The organism is Occallatibacter savannae (genome assembly GCF_003131205.1).
Classification (GTDB): domain Bacteria; phylum Acidobacteriota; class Terriglobia; order Terriglobales; family Acidobacteriaceae; genus Telmatobacter; species Telmatobacter savannae.
Window position 1 is genome coordinate 63,241 of the sequence record NZ_QFFY01000001.1, and the last position, 19,088, is coordinate 82,328.

Here is a 19,088-nt window from a genome sequence, read left to right on the forward strand (position 1 = left end):
TAATCCGTGCACCAAAGGAGCTCGCGCCATGCGCCGTTTCGCCGAACTGATATGTCTGATGTGCTTTCTTTGTCCTTGCCTTCTTGTGGCGACGTCGGCTGCTCGAGGTCCAGTGCATCTGCAGGTGGACAATCTCGATCGGCCATTGGGAATTGACGATGCTGCTCCGCGGTTTTCGTGGCAGTTGAGCGATGGCACGCGCGGGGCGAAGCAGACCGCTTATCGCGTGACGGTAGCAACACGACCGGAATTGCTGGCTGGGAACAAAGTAGACGTATGGGACAGCGGGAAGGTGACGTCAGGGCAGTCGCTGAACGTGAAATACGTCGGACCTGCGTTGAAGGCGAGCGCGCGTTATTTCTGGCGGGTAAGCGTGTGGGGAGCGAACGGGAAGCAGTATCCGGCGAGCGGAGCGGAGTGGTGGGAGACGGGCCTGATGAGTTCCGGCTCCGGGAGCGCGAGCGCGTGGACGGGGGCATGGATCGGCTGGGAGACGCCGGAGGAGGCCGCGGAGCGAAAGGCGCCGGCGAAGTGGATTGCGAATCCCGACGCGAAACCGGGGAAGCCGGACAGCGAGACGAAGTATGCCTACCGGGTGCTTGTGGATGTGGACAGACCGGTGAAGCAGGTGGTGCTGTTCGCCACCGCTGAGGATACGGTATCGGCCTGGGTGAATGGGCAGAAGGTGCTGACTGCTGCGGCGTTTCCTCCGTATCACCATTTGCCCTGGAAGAAGTTTGTGCGCGCCGACGTGACGGGGCAGGTTGCGCAGGGCAAGAACACTATCGCGATTGAGAGCGTGCACTACATCGACAAGTATGGCGAGAGCCGGCGATCGGACGCGCCGCCGATGATCGCGACGGTGGTGGTGCTGTATGCGGATGGGACTTCGTCGACGACGGTGAGCGATGCGAACTGGAAGACCGCGGCAGAGCCGGCATCGGGTTGGGAGACGAAGGATTTCGATGATGCCGGGTGGAAGGGCGCAGTGGTATGGGAGCAAAAGCCAGGGCCGGGGAATCCACCGGTGCTTGCGCCGTGGATTCCAGACAGTGTGAAGGAACTACGGAAGGAGTTCGATGCCAAGGCGGGGGTTAAGTCGGCACGGCTGTATGCGACGGCGCTGGGGACCTATCAGTTGTTTCTGAATGGGAAGCGCGTCGGAGACTCCGTGATGGCTCCGGGCTGGACGGATTACCGCGAGCATGTGCCCTACCAGACGTATGACGTGACCGGGCTGGTGAGGAGCGGCGGGAATGTGATCAGCGCACTGCTTGCGCCGGGCTGGTATTCGACTGCGCTGGAATGGCTGCAGCAGCCGAACAACTATGGGAACACTCCGCCGGCGCTGCGGGCGCAGCTGCGCATCGAGCATCAGGATGGACGCGTGGAGTGGGTGGCGACGGATGAGACGTGGAAGGCGGGACCGTCTTACATCGTGAGTTCGGAGCTGTATGACGGGGAGAGGCAGGACTTGAGGATCGCGACGCCCGCTGATCACGATAGTTTAGTGAATCAGGAAAGCAGCGTGATGAACGGAGCGCTCTCCGCAGTGAGAGAAGCAGAGACTTTTCAGCCAGCGCAGGTGATCGAGCCAAAGGAGATTGCGATCGAGGCGCAGGACTTCGAGCCGATCCGGGTAGAGCGGACGATTGCGGCTGTAAAGGTGACAGAGCCGAAGCCGGGCGTGTTCATTTACGACTTTGGGCAGAACATGGCGGGCGTGGAGAAGCTGAGTGTTGCCGGGCCGGCTGGTACGGATGTGCAGGTGCGCGCGGGAGAGGTTCTCAATCCGGATGGGACCTTGTATACCGAGAATCTGCGGACTGCGAAGGTGACGGATCACTTCATTCTGAGCGGGCATGGAGAGGAAGAGCTGGTTCCGCAGTTTACGTTTCATGGATTTCGGTATGTCGAGGTGTCGGGCCTGCAGTCTGCGCCGAAGGTGGAGGACGTGAAGGCGCTGGTGCTGCATACCGCGTTTCCGTTTACGGCAGAGTTGAAGACCGGAAGCACCATGATCAACAAGCTGTGGAGCAATATTCTGTGGGGGCAGCGATCGAATTTCGTCGGGGTGCCGACGGATTGTCCACAGCGGGATGAGCGGCTGGGTTGGTCGGCGGATGCGCAGGTATTCTGGCGGGCGGCTTCGTACAACGCGGACCTTGCGCCATTCTCGCGGAAGTTTGCGGCGGATCTGCGCGGGACGCAGGTGGGCAATCCTTACTACGGGATCTATGCGCCGGGAACCGCGAGAGAGCAGATGGGCACGGGAGCTGCGTGGAGCGATGCGGGCGTGATCATTCCGTGGACGTCGTGGATACAGACGGGCGACACGCTGGTGGTCGACGAGAACTGGGCGGCAATGCGGAAGTACGTAGACGGAATCGAGACGCGAAATCCGAATGGGATCTGGCATGTCGATTCGGGGGTTCCGTTCGGGGACTGGCTCTCGCTCGAAGGGCGGACGAAAGAGGACATTGTTGCCACAGCGTACTGGGCGTATGACGTGGAGATGATGCGGCAGATGGCGCATGCCACAGGGCGCGCGGAAGAAGAAGAACACTACGCGAAGCTGCGAGATAAGATTCGCGAGGCATTCCAGAAGAAGTTCGTGGAAAAGGAGGCGTACATACCGGCTGCGGATAACGGGCCCAATCCATTCGGAGACATCAACAATCCAAATGCGAAGGCAAAGGGCGGCGACACGCAGACGGGCTATGTGCTGGCCCTGCACATGAATCTTCTGCCGGACGATCTACGCAGCGCGGCGGCGGATCGACTGGTGAAGAAGATTGAGGAGAATCACGGCCTGCTGAACACGGGCTTTGTGGGGACGCCCTATCTGCTGGAAGAGTTGACGCGAACGGGACACAAGAAGCTTGCATACGACGTGCTGCTGAATACGGGGATGCCGTCATGGGGATACGTTGTAGAACATGGCGGGACGACGACGTGGGAGCGGTGGAATGGCGACCAGATGACGGATGATCCACAGATGAACTCGTACAACCACTATGCATACGGTGCGGTTGCTGACTGGATCTACCGGTACGCTGCCGGGATCGATACCACGCCGCTCGAGGCGGGGTTCCATACGGTGGCGCTGCATCCCGTGTTCGATGCGCGTCTATCGCCGTTGGAGTTCAGGTATCAATCGTCGTACGGGGAGATCATGTCGGGGTGGACCGTGAACGGAGACTCGGCGGAGTGGAACGTTACGCTGCCCGCGAATACGACGGGGAGGCTGGAGTTGACCCCAGCGGAAGCGGGAAAGTGGAAGATCGATGGGGGCGCGCTGAGCGGCAGTCCGAAGGTGAAGAAGGTAGATGGTGGATTCGAACTTCCTGCGGGGACTTATCGGTTTGAGATACAGGGACTAGGCACCAGGGATTAGGGAAAGACCACGAGGATCGTATGCGTTGGTGTTTGGTTTTATCGATGTTGATGCTGTGTCTGGGAGATGGCCGCGCGCAGCGAACCGGTTGCGAGCAGTTGATGGACCTTGTTGCCGATGTGCCGATGCCGGGTGCGGCGGTGCGGTTCGACTACCAGAGCATGGACGCGGAACATGGGCGGCTGTATATAGCGCACATGAATGACGATCATCTCGTGGTGTTCGACACTGCGAATCGGAAGACGATAGCGAATCTGGACGGATTTGAACGGGTGCATGGGGTGATCGCTGTTCCGGATTCGGAGCGAGTATTTGCGTCAGCAACCGGTGACCACCAGATGATCGCCTTGGATACGAGAACTTTGAAGATCGTGGGCAAGGCGGGCCCGATCGATTATCCAGATGGGTTGGCATTTGTGCCGGCGGTAACAAGGGTATTCGTCTCCGATGAGCACGGCGGCGTTGAAGCGGTGGTCGATGCAGCAAGCAGCAGGTTGATCAAAAATATCCCGCTGGGCGGGGGAGCAGGCAATACGGTTTTCGATCCGATATCGCGGCACATCCTGGTGGCAGTTCATGGAGTGAATGAGCTTGTGGAGATTGACCCGGGGAAGATGGAGATCATCGCGCGGCATAAGCTGTCCGGTGTCGAGAATCCGCACGGGATTGCGCTCGACGTCCAGCGTCACCTGGCATTTGTCGCGGGCGAGGAGAACGCTTCCTTGGCGGTGTTCGACCTGAAGGAAGGGAAGCAGCTTGCAGTGCACCATGTAGGTGACGATCCGGATGTGCTGGCGTACGACGCGGGATTGAATCTGCTGTATGTGTCGGCGGAATCAGGCACGGTGAGTGTGTTTCGGTTTGCCGGGAGCGGGCTTGAGGCGGTGGGGCACTGCAACATGCCGCATGCGCACACGGTGAGCGTGGATCCGAAGACGCACTTTGTGTACTTCCCGCTGGATAATGTGAACAGCAAGCCGGTGCTGCGCATCATGAAGCCTAAGAAGCAGTGATGGATCGCTGCTAATCGGCGAAGGATCCCTGGATGTGCCAGGAGCGCTCGTGCGATTCGGCGTGCTGGACTTCGGCCTTGATGAGTTCCAGGAACGCGGTCATGGCGGGCGACACCCACTTGTCCTTGTGCCAAAGAACGTGGGTGCCGATGTCGAGCGATGGACCGCTCCAATGCAGCGCTTTGAACTGGTTCTGACGGAGTTCGCGCGCGACGACAATCGCGGGCAGCAGAGCCAGGCCCATGCCGGCTGAGACGCATTGCTTGATGGCTTCGACGCTGGAGAACTCCGTGATGTGGCCCGGGCGGATGTTCTGCATGGCGAGGATCTTGTCGAGTTTGGCGCGATAGCCGCAGCCGTGCTCAGTGAGAAGCAGTTGCTGGCCTGCGAGATCGGATGGCTTTACGGTGCGGCGTTTTGCAAGCGGGTGGCTCGGCTCGGCGAGCAGGAAGATGCGCTCGGTGTGGAAGCGCGTTGATTTATAAGCAGGGCTCAGCGGCGCATCGCACATGTTGATGACGAGATCGAGCTTACCGGTTTCAAGCTCGGCAGCGAGAGTCGTTTCGATATGCGAGAGGAAACTGATTTCGACATGCGGAAATTTGCGGCGGAAGTTGCGGAGGATGACCGGCAGCCGGTAAGTCAGAATGCTCTCAGGAGCGCTGATGCGCAGAGGGCCGCTCGGCTCGTTGCAGACGGCGCGCTCGCCCTGTTCCATGGCGAGCAGAGCCTGCTCGGCAAAGGGCTGAAAACGCCGGCCGGCGTCCGTGAGTACGACGCGGCGTCCGAGGCGATCGAAGAGCGGAACGCCGAGTTCCTCCTCGAGAGCCTTGATCTGGGCGGTCACGTTCGACTGGACAGTGTGCACGCGCTCGGCAGTGCGCGTGAAATTGAGTTCCTCGGCGAGAGCCCGAAAGATCTGTAGCTGGCGAACTTCCATCGCTATCTCCGAAACAGATGGGATCCATCATATCAATCTATTGGACAGATATGTAGAACGGACTCACACTCTGAGTATGAGAACGGACTTGCCAACGATAAAAAGAATGCGACGCTGGCGAGACTGTTGCATCGCGCCTTCCCTTCCTCAATAGACAACTCACAATTCAACGCAAGAAACGGATAGCGGCTGCGCTTGAAGCGGACGACTATCGACGCAGGTGGACACTATGACTGCTTCCCCTCAGTTGTTGGTCTCTCGTGTTGTTTCGGTATTGGTTCTGTTTGCGGCACTGAATGCAACTTCGCTTTGCGGCGCCAGCGCGCTGGCTCTCGAAGGAGGGCCGTTGCCGCACGTCGGCAAAGCGACCCTGGTGATCTTTACGGATCACGCGATGGACGACGAACAGTGGTCGGCACTGGTGCGTGAATTGCAGCGCGCGGATGTTCGCCTGGACACTTCCGTGCGGGAGCTGGGCGGAGGGCTCGAAGTGCTGCGCGGACGCGACCTGAAGGTTGGGATCGATTTTGCGCAGGTGATCAGCGTGCAGGTAGTCGGAGACTGTACGCTGCTGCCCGGACCGCGGCGGGCGGTAAACGGGGCGCTCGGCTGGGTGAAAAAAGTCGGTGGCGAGATCCAGCCGTTCATTCACGTGAGCTGCGAGCGCATCGTCGAGATGCTGAGGCCGATTGCGCTGGGCATGGATCTGGACCGCAGAGACACGGTGATGGCGGAGGCAATGGCACGGGTAATCGCGCATGAGTGGATTCATGTTGCGACTCAGAACAGCAGGCACGAGAAGAGCGGAGTGATGGAGAAGGAATTTCAAGTGTCGGATCTTCTGACGGATGACCCGGTTCAGCGGCGCGGCCGCGCGGGCCGGGAGAAGAAGCACACGTCCGGCTTTTGACTCAAGTTGTAACGCATCGCGGCTGAATCTCATCGAAGTCACAGTTAAAGTAGAACCATGGGACAAAGCCGCGCCAACTTGAGCAGCGAACTGCGAGCGATGATTGCGCTCGCGCTTCCTGTTGTGCTCAGCGAACTGGGCTGGGTGGCGCAGGGCGTGGTGGACAACATTATGGTGGGGCGCCTGGGGCCGGTGGCCATCGGTGCCGTGGCGCTGGGGAATGCGGTGTACTACATTCCTTCGCTGTTCGGGATCGGGCTGATGCTGGGTCTGGACACGCTGGTTTCGCAGGCATACGGGAGAAAGGACTACGACGCGTGCCATCGCTGGATGGCTCAGGGTGTGTATCTGGCGCTGATCATTACGCCGCCGCTGATGCTGTTGACGGCGATCGCGAGCTGGGACTTCACGCGGTTTGGCGTGATTCCCGAGGTCGCGGTGTTGTCATCGGGATATCTGAGCATCATGAACTGGGGCACGCTGCCGCTGCTGCTCTATGGCGGAACGCGGCGGTATCTGCAGGGCGTGGGCGAGGTGCGGGTCATCACGATCACCTATGTGCTGGCGAACCTGCTGAACTGGGGCGGCAACTGGGTTCTCATTTACGGGAAGCTCGGCTTTCCGGCGCTGGGCGTGAATGGGTCGGCGCTTTCGACGTGCATTTCGCGCGTTGGAATGGCGGTGGCGATGCTGGCGTGCGCGTGGAGATATGAGCGCAAGCGCGGGCATCCGCTGTTTGCGCACTGGGCGGGACCGCATCTTGGAGAACTGAAGAAACTGGTGCGGATTGGTGCGCCTGCGGCGGGGCAGATTGTGCTCGAAGTCGGCGCGTGGAACTTGAGCACATTCGCGGCCGGATATCTGACGCCGGTGGCATTGGCCACGCACACGATTGCGCTGAACTACGCAAGCATCACGTACATGGTGCCGCTAGGGATTGGGGCGGCAGCGGCGGTGAGCGTGGGCCATGCAATCGGCGCGGGCGATCCGGCGAAGGCGCGGCGCGCGGGTTGGATGGCGCTCGCGCTGGGTGCGGGCTTCATGATGTGCGCGGGCATTGTGTTCCTGGCTGCGCCGGGTCCGCTGATCAAGCTGTACACGCACGATCCCGGCGTGCTGGCGCTGGGACCGAGCCTGCTGTGGATCGCGGCGGCTTTTCAGATCTTCGACGGAGTGCAGACGGTGTGCACGGGAGCGCTGCGCGGGCTGGGAGAAACACGGTGGCCGATGATCGCGAACCTGGTGGGGTATTGGGTGCTGGGGCTGCCGCTCGGTTTCATTCTGTGCTTTGTGCTGAAGTGGGGCGTGTACGGGATGTGGATCGGGCTGACGGTGTCGCTGGTGATTATCGCGTCGACGCTGCTGGTGCGGTGGCATAAGGACTCGGTGAAGCGGGCGCTGGCGCATTCGAGTGCTGCGCGCTGCTAGCTTGGTTTTAGCTGTTAGCTATTAGCTTCTGGCTTTGCTGGCGGCCGGATTCGAGTAATTCTGGTACCCCTCTCCAAGTCGAGATTTATTTCTGCTGCTCTTTCTCTCATATTCCTCGGTGAGCGCGAGTTAGGTGCATATCCGGAGTGTTTCCGTTCTAGATCTCATTCAGGTGCTCGCGAAAATCGAGATTGACTTACGAGATCAGTATGCGCTTTTGCGGGTAATTAGACTGCAAAACGGGGCGAGGAGAAATCCGGAGTGGAATGAGAGGGTTAGGGGTGTCTGGAAAAGCGAGTGGGTTGACTTGTGAAGAGCGGGGGAGATTCAGCTTCAGTTCTCAGCTTTCAGTTCTCAGCTTTCAGTTCTCAGCTTTCAGCTCTCAGCTCTCAGCTTTCAGCCTGCAGATTTCAGCTTTCAGCCTTGAGTATCATTCCCTCGCCCCAAGTGCGAGGGACCGGACACCTGACCGTCTGGTCTCCCATGTCTCCAGAACCGGGAGACATCCGCCTTCGCAACGGCTTCGGCGTGACATAGGGGCAACCGAAGTGTTCGCAGGGACGTTGTTGATCCCTGGTCTTCAGGTGCGAGGGACCAGGTGCACCCGGCACCCCCGGTATGTGAGAAAAGCAGATCCTTCGCTTACCACCCCCACGCTGATGAAAACGCGTGGGGCCCCGTGCGACAAGGATGACAGCCTTTTTGAAACAGTGAGGGGAAGTTGATTCCCCGGTCCGAAGGGCGAGGGACTCTTCGAGAAGACTCCGGGCGGGTTCTCGAGTCCGTCCGCACGGTTTAGAACCATAGAGTTAGGTGCGGCCGGGTTTCTGGAAATCCGACGTGGATCACAGGCGGTGGCGCGCTGGTTTTGCGAGGGTCAACACACGTTGCAGGGAAAGGTACTTATGGTGCAAATAGGGGTGCAGGGGTGCGGTACGGGTAACCTGCAAAGTGACTATAATCACTAGTGAGCGAAGTTTGTCGCTTTCCATCGCGTTTTTCCAGGAACCCCGAACTCCGAAGCTACAGTCCGGTGGTGGCAGCGACCGCGAGGTTGCAACGATGCCGGACGGTCTTAAATGAATTTCGGACGATTAGAACTGGGTGGCGCGCGGAACCTCATTTGAAGGGAATCCGGCCAAATGGCGACAGGAGACCTGGCTCTGGGTCAAGAACAGGGCGCGATCAGCACGCAGAAGCGCGTGGTTAACGATTTCAGCATCAACGTAGCAACGGTGAACGGGTCCGGCTCGCAATCCGCCAATAGCGTACTGCTGAAGAGCATCTTCGGAATGGGTGTTCCGGTAAGCGGAAAAAACCTGTTTCCCTCGAACATCGCCGGACTTCCCACCTGGTACATCATTCGCGCAAACAAAGACGGGTATGTGGCCCGCACGCGCGATACCGAATTTCTGGTGGCGCTGAACCCCGAAACAGCAAAGAGCGATGTGATGGCGCTGCCTGCCGGCGCTGTGGCGATCTACGAAGAAAGTCTCAACCTCAAGCAGTACCGCAACGACATCGTCTGCTATCCGGTTCCATTCGACAAGATCACCGCGTCGGTATGCCCTGAAGCGAAGCTGCGCAAGCTCGTGAAGAACATGGTGTACGTGGGCGTGGTGGCGCAGCTGCTGTCGATCGATCTGGCGGTTGTCGAAGCGGGCGTCAAAAAGCAGTTTGCGAAGAAGCAGAAGGTGTTCGATCTGAACTTCGGCGCGGTGAAGGCTGGTTGGGACTTCGCGCAGGAGAAGCTGGTCAAGCAGGATCCGTTTGTCATCGAGAAGATGGACAAGACGGCGGGCAAGATCATCATCGACGGCAACGCGGCGTGCGGCATGGGCGCGGTGTTTGCAGGCGTGACGGTGGTGGCCTGGTATCCGATTACGCCATCGACTTCGCTGATTGAGGCGACGACCGACCTGCTGAAGAAGTATCGTGTGACGCCGGAGGGTAAGGCGACGTTTGCAGTGGTGCAGGCGGAAGACGAGCTGGCGGCGATCGGCATGGTGCTGGGTGCAGGCTGGGCCGGCGCGCGGTCGATGACGTCGACTTCAGGGCCGGGCATCTCGCTGATGGGCGAGTTCGCGGGGCTTGGATACTACGCGGAAATTCCGGGCGTGATCTTCGACGTGCAGCGCACGGGCCCCTCGACGGGCATGCCGACGCGTACGCAGCAGTCGGATCTGCTGTCGACGGCGTTCCTGTCTCACGGCGATACCAAACATGTATTGCTGCTGCCGGGCTCGGTCAAAGAGTGCTTCGAGTTCGGATATGAGTCATTCAATCTGGCGGAGCGGCTGCAGACACCGATCTTTGTGCTGACGGATCTTGATCTCGGCATGAACAACTGGATGTCGGAGCCGTTTGCTTATCCGGAGAAGCCGCTCGATCGCGGCAAGGTGCTGACGAAGGAAGATCTGGACAAGCTGGGCGGATTTGCACGCTACAAGGATGTAGATGGCGATGCGATCGGATATCGCACGCTGCCAGGCACAATGCATCCAAAGGCGGCGTACTTCACGCGTGGATCGGGACACAACTCTTCGGCTGGATATACGGAGAAGCCGGATGAGTATCAGGAAGTGATGGACCGGCTGGCGCGGAAGTTCGACAGCGCGCGGAAGCTGGTGCCGGCTCCGGTAGCTGTGAAAAACGGAACGTCGCGGGTTGGAGTGCTGGCATTTGGCACGACGGACTTCGCGATGCGCGAGAGCCTGGACCAGATCAAGAAACAATACAACAAGGACGTGGATTACATGCGCATCCGGGCGTATCCGTTCGCGCATGAGATTCACGACTTTGTGGCGTCGCACGATCGCGTGTACGTCGTGGAGCAGAACCGCGATGCGCAATTGGAAAGCCTGCTGAAGCTCGATCTTCCGGCCGACCAGGTGGTGAAGCTGCGCAGCATTCTGAACTACAACGGCCTGCCGATCGATGCGCGGACCATTACGGAAGAGTTTGCAACGAAGGAAGGGCTGTAAGAGCAGCTCTCAGCCATCAGCTGTCAGCTCTCAGTTGCTGTGGACGCGAGTCAACAGTGACCAGTTCAACGGAACCTTCGAAAGGGAATTAGAAAATGGCGGCTACTGCAACACCAAATCCGAAAGTGAATCGCATCGGGCTTCCGATCCTTGATTACCGCGGCGGCAAGTCGACGCTGTGCGCGGGCTGCGGACACAACGCGATCTCGGAGCGCATTATCGATGCGATGTACGAGATGGGCGTGGAACCCGAGCGGGTGATGAAGATGAGCGGCATCGGCTGCTCGTCGAAGAGCCCGGCTTACTTCATGAGCCGGTCGCACAGCTTCAACAGCGTGCACGGTCGTATGCCGTCGGTTTCGACGGGCGCGATTCTTGCGAACCACACGAACATGCTGCTGGGCGTTTCGGGCGACGGCGATACGGCGTCGATCGGCGTAGGGCAATTCGTGCATATGATGCGGCGCAATCTGCCGATGATCTACATCATCGAAGACAACGGCGTTTACGGATTGACCAAGGGCCAGTTCTCGGCCACGGCGGACCTTGGGTCGAAGCTGAAGACGGGCGTGATCAACGATCTGCCGGCTATCGATACGTGCGCGCTGGCGATTCAGCTGGGCGCGACGTTTGTGGGCCGGTCGTTCTCGGGCGACAAGAAGCAGCTGCTCTCGATGCTGAAGGCGGCGATTGCGCACAAGGGAACGGTGATGCTCGACGTGATCAGCCCGTGCGTGACCTTCAACGATCACGAGGGTTCGACGAAGAGCTATAAGTTCATGCAGGATCACGACGAGCCGGTGAACGAGGTTGGATTCGTGGCGAGCTTCGAGGATATAGAGGTCGATTACGATTCCGGCTCGGTGTACGAAGTTGAGATGCACGACGGATCAAGCCTGCGGCTTCGCAAGCTGCAGGAGGACTACGATCCGACGGACAAGGCGAACGCCGTGAAGACGCTGATGGAAGCTGAGGCGAATCACGAAGTGTTGACCGGCGTGTTCTACATCGACACGGAGAAGCCGACGTTTACGGACCTGCTGAACATGGTGGATGAGCCGCTGGCGACACTGCCGGAGTCGCTTACGCGGCCGCCGAAGGAGACGCTGGAGTCGCTGATGAAGGCGCTACAGTGATCAGTGGTCATTGATTAGTGGTCAGAAAAAGCCCCGCGGAGAGCGGGGCTTTTTGTTGGTGGTCGGTCAGGGGCTGAAGCCCCGGACTTTTCTTCTTGGCGTTGTTACGGCACGACTGAAAGTCGTGCCCTGACGCTTGTCGGATCGGGCTCAGAAGGCTCTGGTTCCCACTCATCGCACGGTGACGCTGTGCGATGAATGGGGCACAGCTGCATCCGCGTATGAAGTACTGATCAGGAGTTGAAGGCTGCGGCGGCTGCTTCGGCGACGGTTTGGTCCTGCTTGCCGGAGCCGCCGCTGACGCCGACGGCGCCGACTACCTGGCCGCCGGCTTTGAGCGGGACGCCACCGGCGAAGATCATGACGCGGCCCTGGTTGGAGGCGTGAATGCCGAAGAACTGGTCTCCGCTCTGGGAGTTTTCGCCGAGAGCCTTGGTCTCGATGTCGAAGGCGCGCGCGGTGAAGGCTTTGTTGATGGAGATGTCGATGCTGCCGAGCCATGCGCCTTCCATGCGCTCGAAAGCGACGAGGTTTGCGCCTGCGTCGACGACGGCGATGTTCATGGGCTGACCGATGGCGGCGGCTTTCTCTTCGCCGGCGCGGATGACCTTGCGCGCGGCTTCGAGGGTGACGCCGAGGGCTTTGGAGGTTTCGGGTTTTTTGGTGGCCATGGTTTCTCCTTGGGGATGTGTAGTGGGGATAGCGGTTGATTGTGTGCGTCGAGATCGGTTCAAGAATCGCTGAAGTCTAAGAAAGAGCATCCCTCAGGGGCTGAAGCCCTGGATTCTATTTGGCTTGTCTTCGGCACAGCTGAAGTGGTGCCCCTTCAAAGCCATGCCGATCGGCGCGACCTCAAGCGGTGAAGTGGTGCCCTTCCATGACAGTTCGCGTACTGAGAGATAGCGGATTGATGGATCGTAGCGCAACCAAAAAACTAGTGAAAAGACAAAATCCGGTTGCGCGAGGCAAACCGGACGGATGTGAAGGAGATGTGTGGGGAAGCTTTGGGCTAGCGCTGGGAGGCGGTGGAGTGCACTCCCAGTGCATTGAGCTTGGCCTTGGCCTGAGCAGCCTCGGGGGTCTGCGGGTGGCGCTGGATGAGGAGTCGCAGTTCGTGGATGCCGGCGTCTTTCTTCGCAGTCGAGATCAGGGCGAAGCCTTTGTGGAGCTGAGCTGTGACTGCCTTGGGGTTGCCGCTGAAGTTTTCGAGAACGGCGTTGTAGTTCTTGATGGCTTCGGCGTAGTCCTGCTGGCGATAGGCGATCTCGCCGAGGTAGAACTGCGAACTGCCGGCGAGGTCGTCCATGGGGTAGTAGTGGATCACGTCCTGAAATTCGCCGGTGGCCACGGGATACTTGGCGGCGTTGTAGTCGCGGAGAGCGGCCTGGAAAGTCTCCTTGAGCGGGAGAGCGGGTGCTCCGCCGCTGGCCGTTGGAGGAGCGGTAGTGCCGGGGGCTGAACCTGCTCCGGGAGCTGGTGCGCCTTCGGGAGTAGTGCCTGCAGGGGCGGCGCCGGGCTGGGCTCCAGCGGGAGCAGTCTGAATGTTCTGGAGCTGGTTCTGGAGGTCCTGCACGGACTTGTCGAGCTTGGCGATGCGGGTCTTCAGCTCGTCGACTGAGTCATTGAGTGACTGAACCTGACCGGAGGCGGTGTCGATCTTGCCGCTGAGGGCATCGTTCTGCTGGTTGAGCTTCTGCTGCAGCGAGTTCACGGTCTGCGTCATCTGGTTGGCGTTGTCGGCGGTCTGCTCGACGAGGTGCTGAAGCACACCAAACTTCTGATCGAGCGTGGACTGCATGCGCTGCACCATGTCGAGGAGCTGCTGTACCTGCGTCTGGAGAGCGATGATTTCTTTGGAGGCAGCGTGCGCCTTGACGGGCGTGAACACGACAATTGCCGCGAGGACTGCGGCGGCGACAACGGAACGATGGCGGAGAGTGAATGCTTTGGGCATCGATCACCTGCGATGGGATGCTTGCGCTGTTGACGCAATACTGATTAGACGAGCCGGAGAGGGAACTTAGCTGCTTAGAGCTCGACGAATCGGCTCGGGGCAGCAGGGAAGAGGCGGCATCGAGGTTGAGTCGATGCCGCCAGGTTGTTTACTGGTCGAGGGTGAGGCCGCCGCGGCGGTTCTGCTGCCAGCAGGCTTCGGTTGACTCGGAGCAGAAGGGCTTCTCCTTGCCGTAGCTGACGACGCGGACGCGATCACCCGCAACACCGGCCTGGACGAGAGCGTTCTTCACGGCGTCGGCGCGGTTCTGGCCGAGGGCGAGGTTGTACTCGTTGGAGCCGCGCTCGTCGCAGTAGCCGCCGATGACGATCTTGAGGGTCGGGTGGCTGGTGAGATAAGCAGCGTCCTTGGAGAGCGTGGCCTGCTGGTCGGCACGGACGTCGTAGGCGTCGTAGTCGAAGAAGATGTCAGACACGTTCTGCTTGAACTCTTCTTCGGCGGACATGGTGTGCGTCGGCTGCTGAACCGGCGGAGGAGCGGTGACGGTGACGCGGGCTGTGTCTTCTGCCGTTCCACCATCACCCTTGGCGACGAGGTGGTAATTGGTGGAAGCGGTGGGGGTCACGGTCTTGGTGCCCGAGGTGGGGACGTCGCCGATGCCCTCGATGGAGACGCTGGTGGCGTCCGTGGTCTTCCACGTGAGCGTCACCTGATCGCCAGCCGAGATGGACTCGGGCTGAGCCGAGATCTTGGCGGTGGGAGCCGGAGCGGCTGGGGGCGGCGTTGCCGGCGGAGGTGGAGGGGTCTTTTTCTTACAACCCGAGATGGCGACCAAAGCGAAAACCAACAAAACAGCAGACAGAATACGAGCGCAACGTTTCAATTTCTGACTCCTTCCGCGGGTAAAGTGCGATCTTGGTGACGTTTCCATTTTAGCTCCGGGTTAGAGGCAAGATGGTGATCTAGTTCACCAGGTGGTGTTATCTGCGGATATTCTCTGCTTGGAATTGGGGATGGCGGCGTGTTAGGCGCACGGCGGAAAGGGAGTTCGAAGACCTTGGTGCGCGGGCGGGCGGGGCAGCGAAGCTGGCGAAAATGAGCGTGGGTAACTGCCTGTAGAATCGGCAATTGCAAGCAGGAGCGAGCGGAGGATGCGGGCTGTAGATATGACCAGGATGATGGATCGAGCATCGGTTGCGGCCTGGAGTGCGCTCATTGGGTGTGTGCTGCCCGTTCTGGGAATGCGCGCGGTGGCGCAGCGAGCAGAGGTGGCCGATGCGGTGTCGGTCACGCAGAAGGGGACGAGTTTTGCACTGCAGAATCGCGCGATCGGGGTGCGCTGGTCGTTTGTAGATGGGCGACTCGATGGGGTGATCAGCGACCGGTTGCATGGGACGGAGATGCGTGTGGAGGGTCCGTTCCGGATTCTGATGGCGGACGAGAGAGTGCTGGACGCGAAGAGCATGCGGCGGGTGGGGGAAGCGAAGGTGGTTCACGTTGGCCCCGCAGCGAAGGTTTATATGAATCCCAGGTCTCCAAAGACGGGAGACCTGGGGCACCCAGCGCATCGAGAATCGTCACCCCGGTCCCCAGGTGCGAGGGACCCTTCGACAGGCTCAGGGCAGGCTCAGGGGCACCCAAAAAATGCCGGCGAGAAGGTAGAGGCGGAGTTTGAAAGCGCGGACAGGTCGGTTCGCGTGGAATGGTCGGTGGTGTTGCTGGAGGGGTCGAACTACATCCGACAGGTGATGAGGATCGCGGCCGGGGGCGAGAAGGATGCGGCGATCAGCCAAGTGGAGCTGATCAATGTCAGGTCAGTGGATGCTCGCGTCGTGGGTGGTGTCGCGGGATCGCCTATTGTGGTCGGCAATGTTTTTCTGGGCTTCGAGCATCCGCTGGCAAAAGGCGTCGTGTGGCGTGGACGAGCGACGTCGTGGATCGAGCGGGAGTTGCCGCTGAAGGCGGAGCAGTCGGTCGCGTATTCGTCGGTAATCGGCGTTGCGCGAGACGGGCAGATGCGGCGGGACTTTCTGGCGTACCTGGAGCGGGAGAGGGCGCATCCGTACCGGACGTTTTTGCATTACAACTCGTGGTACGACCTGGGGTACTTCACGCCGTACACGGCGGCGGATGCGGTGGACCGGATCAATGCGTTCGGGCACGAACTGACGGAGAAGCGCGGGGTGAAGCTCGATTCGTTTCTCTTTGACGATGGGTGGGACAAGCACGATTCGCTCTGGAAATTTAACGGCGGGTTTCCAGATGGGTTTACTCCGCTGAAGGAGGCTGCTGCGAAGTATGGAGCGGCGCCGGGCGTGTGGATGTCGCCGTGGGGCGGCTACTCGAAGCCGAAGCAGGAGCGCATTTCGTTTGGGAGGAGCGCGGGATACGAGATTGTGAGCGGGGGATATGCGCTGTCGGGGCCGAAGTACTACGAGGCGTTCAAGGATGTCGCACTGGACATGGTTCAGAAATACGGCGTGAACCAGTTCAAGTTTGACGGGACGGGGAACGCAGATTCGGTTTTTCCAGGAAGCAAATTCGACAGCGATTTTGCGGCAATGATCGCCCTGATCGGGGAGTTGCGCGCTGCGAAGCCGGACCTGTTTGTAAATCTGACGACGGGGACATGGGCTTCGCCGTTCTGGACGATGTATGCGGATTCAATCTGGCGCGGCGGCGATGACGACGACTACGCCGGCGTGGGAAGCTACCGCGAGCGCTGGATTACGTATCGTGATGCACAGACGTATAGGAACGTGGTGCAGATGGGGCCGCTGTATCCGCTGAATTCGCTGATGCTGCACGGAATCATCTATGCGAAAGAACACAAGGAGCTGAACAAAGATCCGGGGAATGATTTCCGGAACGAGGTGCGTTCGTATTTCGGGACTGGAACGCAACTGCAGGAGATGTACATCACGCCTTCGCTGTTGAGCAAGCAGAACTGGGACGACCTGGCGGAGGCGGCGAAGTGGTCGCGCGAGAATCAGGAGGTGCTGAAGGATACGCACTGGGTGGGCGGCGATCCCGCGTGGCTTGAGGTGTATGGATGGGCTGCGTGGACACCGAAGAAGGCGACGCTGGTGTTGCGGAATCCGAGTGATCATGAGCAGGTGATTCGGTTGCGTTTGAGCGACGCGCTTGAACTGCCAGCCAACGCGGGGAAGGTGTATAGTGCTCGAAGCCCTTGGAAAGAGGACGCAGGGCGCCCGGCGATTGTGCTTCGCGCGCAAGAGGCACATGAGTTCCATCTCGCGGCGTTTCAGGTACTCACGCTCGACATCCTGCCAACTGAGAGCGCGCAACGCTGAGTGAGGAAGGATGAACGCCATGGTATCTCCCACACTTCTTGTGCTCGCTGCTGGAATGGGCAGCCGCTACGGCGGATTGAAGCAGCTGGATCCGGTCGGGCCCGACGACGAAACCATCATGGATTACTCGATCTTCGACGCCCGGCGGGCGGGCTTCGGCAAGGTTGTATTCGTCATCCGGAAGGAGATGGAGGACGCATTCAAGCGAGCGATCGGGTCGCGGTATGACAAGCGCGTGCCGGTGGAGTACGTGTTTCAGGAAGTCGGCAAACTGATCCCGGGCTTTTCGATTCCGGAGGGACGAACCAAGCCGTGGGGAACGACGCACGCAATTCTGATGGCGGCTAATGCGATTCATGAACCGTTCGCGGTCATCAACGCGGATGACTTCTATGGCGCGGGCAGCTTCAAGGTTCTGGGGCAGCACCTGCAGAGCGGGAGTTCGGACTACGCGATGGTGGGATTTGTTTTGCGCAACACTCTGTCGGAATTTGGAACGGTGGCGCGGGGGGTGTGCCACGTGTCCGACGAGGGCTATCTGAAGGACATCTCGGAGCTGAAGTCGATTGAGCGCGAAGGCTCGGTGATCACCAACATCGATGACGACGGACAGGAAACGATTCTGAATGGCGGCGAGATGGTGAGCATGAACATGTGGGGATTCACGCCGCAGATCTTCGGGCAACTGCACGATCAATTTCATCGCTTCCTAAAGCGCTACGGAGAAGACCTCAAGGCGGAGTGCTACATTCCGAGCACGGTGAACACGCTGATCCATGCGGGGGCGGCGCGGGTGAAGGTGCTGCGGTCGGGCGACTCCTGGTTTGGAGTGACATATCGCGAAGATCATCCCCGAGTCGTGCAGAGTATTTTGAGACTCGTCGAGGGCGGCACGTATCCAAGGAAGCTTTGGCGATGATGGATGAGCACGCGGTCGCTGCCGTGGCGAGAGCCTTCGAGGCGAGTGGGGAGCTTGAAAGCGCGATTCGTTACGGCAGCGGGCACATTCACGACACCTACAGCGTGAGGTTCAAGGAGGGTGGGCGCGGCGGAGCGCACATCCTTCTGCAGCACATCAATACAAAGATCTTCAAGAACCCCGTAGCGGTGATGGAGAACATCCGGCGCGTGACGACGCATGTGCGTTCCCGGCTGGGGAGTGCGACGGATGCGGACCGGCGGGTGCTGCAGCTGGTGCCGACGCGCGAGGGGAGCGCCTGGCACGTCGATGACGAGGAACGGTACTGGAGGGCGTACCGGTTTATCGAGGGAGCAAAGACCTTTGATGAGGTGACGTCGGAGCGTCAGGCGTTTGAGGCCGCGAAGGCATTTGGATCGTTTCAACGTATGCTGGCCGATCTGCCGGGTGAGAGGCTGGCCGAGAGCATTCCGCACTTTCACGACACGCCGAAGCGGTTCACGGACTTCGAGTTCGCGGTGGATACCGACGTTGCGGGGCGCGGGAAGCACGTGCGAGCCGAGATTGAGTTTGCGATGGAGCGGAGGTTCATCGCGGGAGCTCTCGTCGAGGCGGGGCTGCCGGAGCGCGTGACGCACAACGATACGAAGCTGAACAACGTGATGCTGGATGAGCAAACGGGCGAGGGAATTTGCGTCATCGATCTGGACACCGTGATGCCGGGCTTCGCCGCGTATGACTTCGGCGATATGGTGCGGACGATGACGTGTCCCGCGGCCGAGGATGAGAAGGATCTCGCGCAAGTGCAGATGCGGTTCTCTTTCTTTGAAGCTGTGTTGCGCGGTTATCTGGCGGGTGCCGGAGACTTTCTGACGGCGGAAGAACGCAAGTCTCTGATCGCGGGGGCGAAGGTCATCGTCTTCGAGCAGGGAGTGCGTTTTCTGGCGGATTATCTGGCGGGGGACACGTACTACAAGGTTAGCCGTGAAGGGCAGAATCTGGATCGGTGCAGGACGCAATTCAGGCTGCTGGAGTCGATCGAGGGGCAGGAAGGTGAGATGGCGACGCTGTTGAATACCATCGATTAGGAGAG

13 protein-coding genes are annotated in these 19,088 nt (G+C 59.9%); 9 read left to right on the plus strand and 4 right to left on the minus strand.

Annotated features, from left to right (window positions below; all coding sequences use genetic code 11):
* Positions 1 to 28: 28 nt before the first annotated feature.
* Both DHV10_RS00280 and DHV10_RS00285 read left to right on the plus strand, forming a co-directional pair.
* Complete coding sequence (locus DHV10_RS00280) at positions 29 to 3,397, plus strand: alpha-L-rhamnosidase (RefSeq protein ID WP_109484333.1); 3,369 nt, start codon at positions 29 to 31, stop codon at positions 3,395 to 3,397.
* 20 nt (positions 3,398 to 3,417) lie between these two features.
* Positions 3,418 to 4,410, plus strand: a complete 993-nt coding sequence (locus tag DHV10_RS00285; RefSeq protein ID WP_239461225.1) for a YncE family protein — start codon at positions 3,418 to 3,420, stop codon at positions 4,408 to 4,410.
* A 10-nt stretch (positions 4,411 to 4,420) separates the two neighbouring features.
* Here the strand turns inward: DHV10_RS00285 and DHV10_RS00290 are convergent, their stop codons facing one another.
* Positions 4,421 to 5,350, minus strand: a complete 930-nt coding sequence (locus DHV10_RS00290; protein WP_109484335.1) for a LysR family transcriptional regulator — start codon at positions 5,348 to 5,350, stop codon at positions 4,421 to 4,423.
* 229 nt (positions 5,351 to 5,579) lie between these two features.
* On the opposite strand from DHV10_RS00290, the gene DHV10_RS00295 reads away from it, so the two are divergent.
* From DHV10_RS00295 to DHV10_RS00315, 4 genes are all read left to right on the plus strand, one after another.
* Entirely contained in the window at positions 5,580 to 6,260 is a 681-nt protein-coding gene (locus tag DHV10_RS00295) for a hypothetical protein (RefSeq protein ID WP_109484336.1), read from the plus strand.
* A 57-nt stretch (positions 6,261 to 6,317) separates the two neighbouring features.
* Positions 6,318 to 7,688 (plus strand): MATE family efflux transporter, encoded by a 1,371-nt coding sequence (locus tag DHV10_RS00300; RefSeq protein WP_109484337.1) that lies wholly within the window; start codon positions 6,318 to 6,320, stop codon positions 7,686 to 7,688.
* Positions 7,689 to 8,830: 1,142 nt separating this feature from the next.
* Complete coding sequence (locus DHV10_RS00310) at positions 8,831 to 10,672, plus strand: 2-oxoacid:acceptor oxidoreductase subunit alpha (RefSeq protein WP_109484339.1); 1,842 nt, start codon at positions 8,831 to 8,833, stop codon at positions 10,670 to 10,672.
* A gap of 95 nt (positions 10,673 to 10,767) precedes the next feature.
* The gene (locus tag DHV10_RS00315; protein WP_109484340.1) at positions 10,768 to 11,808 is read left to right on the plus strand and encodes a 2-oxoacid:ferredoxin oxidoreductase subunit beta; all 1,041 of its coding nucleotides are present in this window, start codon (positions 10,768 to 10,770) and stop codon (positions 11,806 to 11,808) included.
* 233 nt (positions 11,809 to 12,041) lie between these two features.
* Here the strand turns inward: DHV10_RS00315 and DHV10_RS00320 are convergent, their stop codons facing one another.
* The 3 genes from DHV10_RS00320 to pal all read right to left on the minus strand — a co-directional run bounded on the left by DHV10_RS00320 (position 12,042) and on the right by pal (position 14,645).
* On the minus strand, positions 12,042 to 12,479 hold the full coding sequence (locus DHV10_RS00320; RefSeq protein ID WP_109484341.1) for a GlcG/HbpS family heme-binding protein: 438 nt from the start codon (positions 12,477 to 12,479) through the stop codon (positions 12,042 to 12,044).
* A gap of 338 nt (positions 12,480 to 12,817) precedes the next feature.
* Positions 12,818 to 13,762: an outer membrane protein assembly factor BamD gene (gene bamD / locus DHV10_RS00325; protein WP_109484342.1), complete on the minus strand. Its 945-nt coding sequence runs from the start codon at positions 13,760 to 13,762 to the stop codon at positions 12,818 to 12,820.
* Between the two features lie 148 nt (positions 13,763 to 13,910).
* Positions 13,911 to 14,645 (minus strand): peptidoglycan-associated lipoprotein Pal, encoded by a 735-nt coding sequence (gene pal, locus DHV10_RS00330; protein WP_239461226.1) that lies wholly within the window; start codon positions 14,643 to 14,645, stop codon positions 13,911 to 13,913.
* A 268-nt stretch (positions 14,646 to 14,913) separates the two neighbouring features.
* Here pal and DHV10_RS00335 point away from each other — a divergent pair, with 268 nt between their 5' ends.
* Genes DHV10_RS00335 through DHV10_RS00345 form a run of 3 tightly spaced genes read left to right on the plus strand, consistent with a single transcriptional unit; the run spans position 14,914 to position 19,083 of the window.
* Positions 14,914 to 17,076 (plus strand): alpha-galactosidase, encoded by a 2,163-nt coding sequence (locus DHV10_RS00335; protein WP_162601084.1) that lies wholly within the window; start codon positions 14,914 to 14,916, stop codon positions 17,074 to 17,076.
* A gap of 19 nt (positions 17,077 to 17,095) precedes the next feature.
* Entirely contained in the window at positions 17,096 to 17,995 is a 900-nt protein-coding gene (locus DHV10_RS00340) for a nucleotidyltransferase family protein (protein WP_109485627.1), read from the plus strand.
* Positions 17,992 to 19,083, plus strand: coding sequence for a phosphotransferase enzyme family protein (locus DHV10_RS00345; protein WP_109484345.1), 1,092 nt, complete (start codon positions 17,992 to 17,994; stop codon positions 19,081 to 19,083). The genes DHV10_RS00340 and DHV10_RS00345 overlap by 4 nt, the downstream gene beginning before the upstream one ends.
* Positions 19,084 to 19,088: the final 5 nt, after the last annotated feature.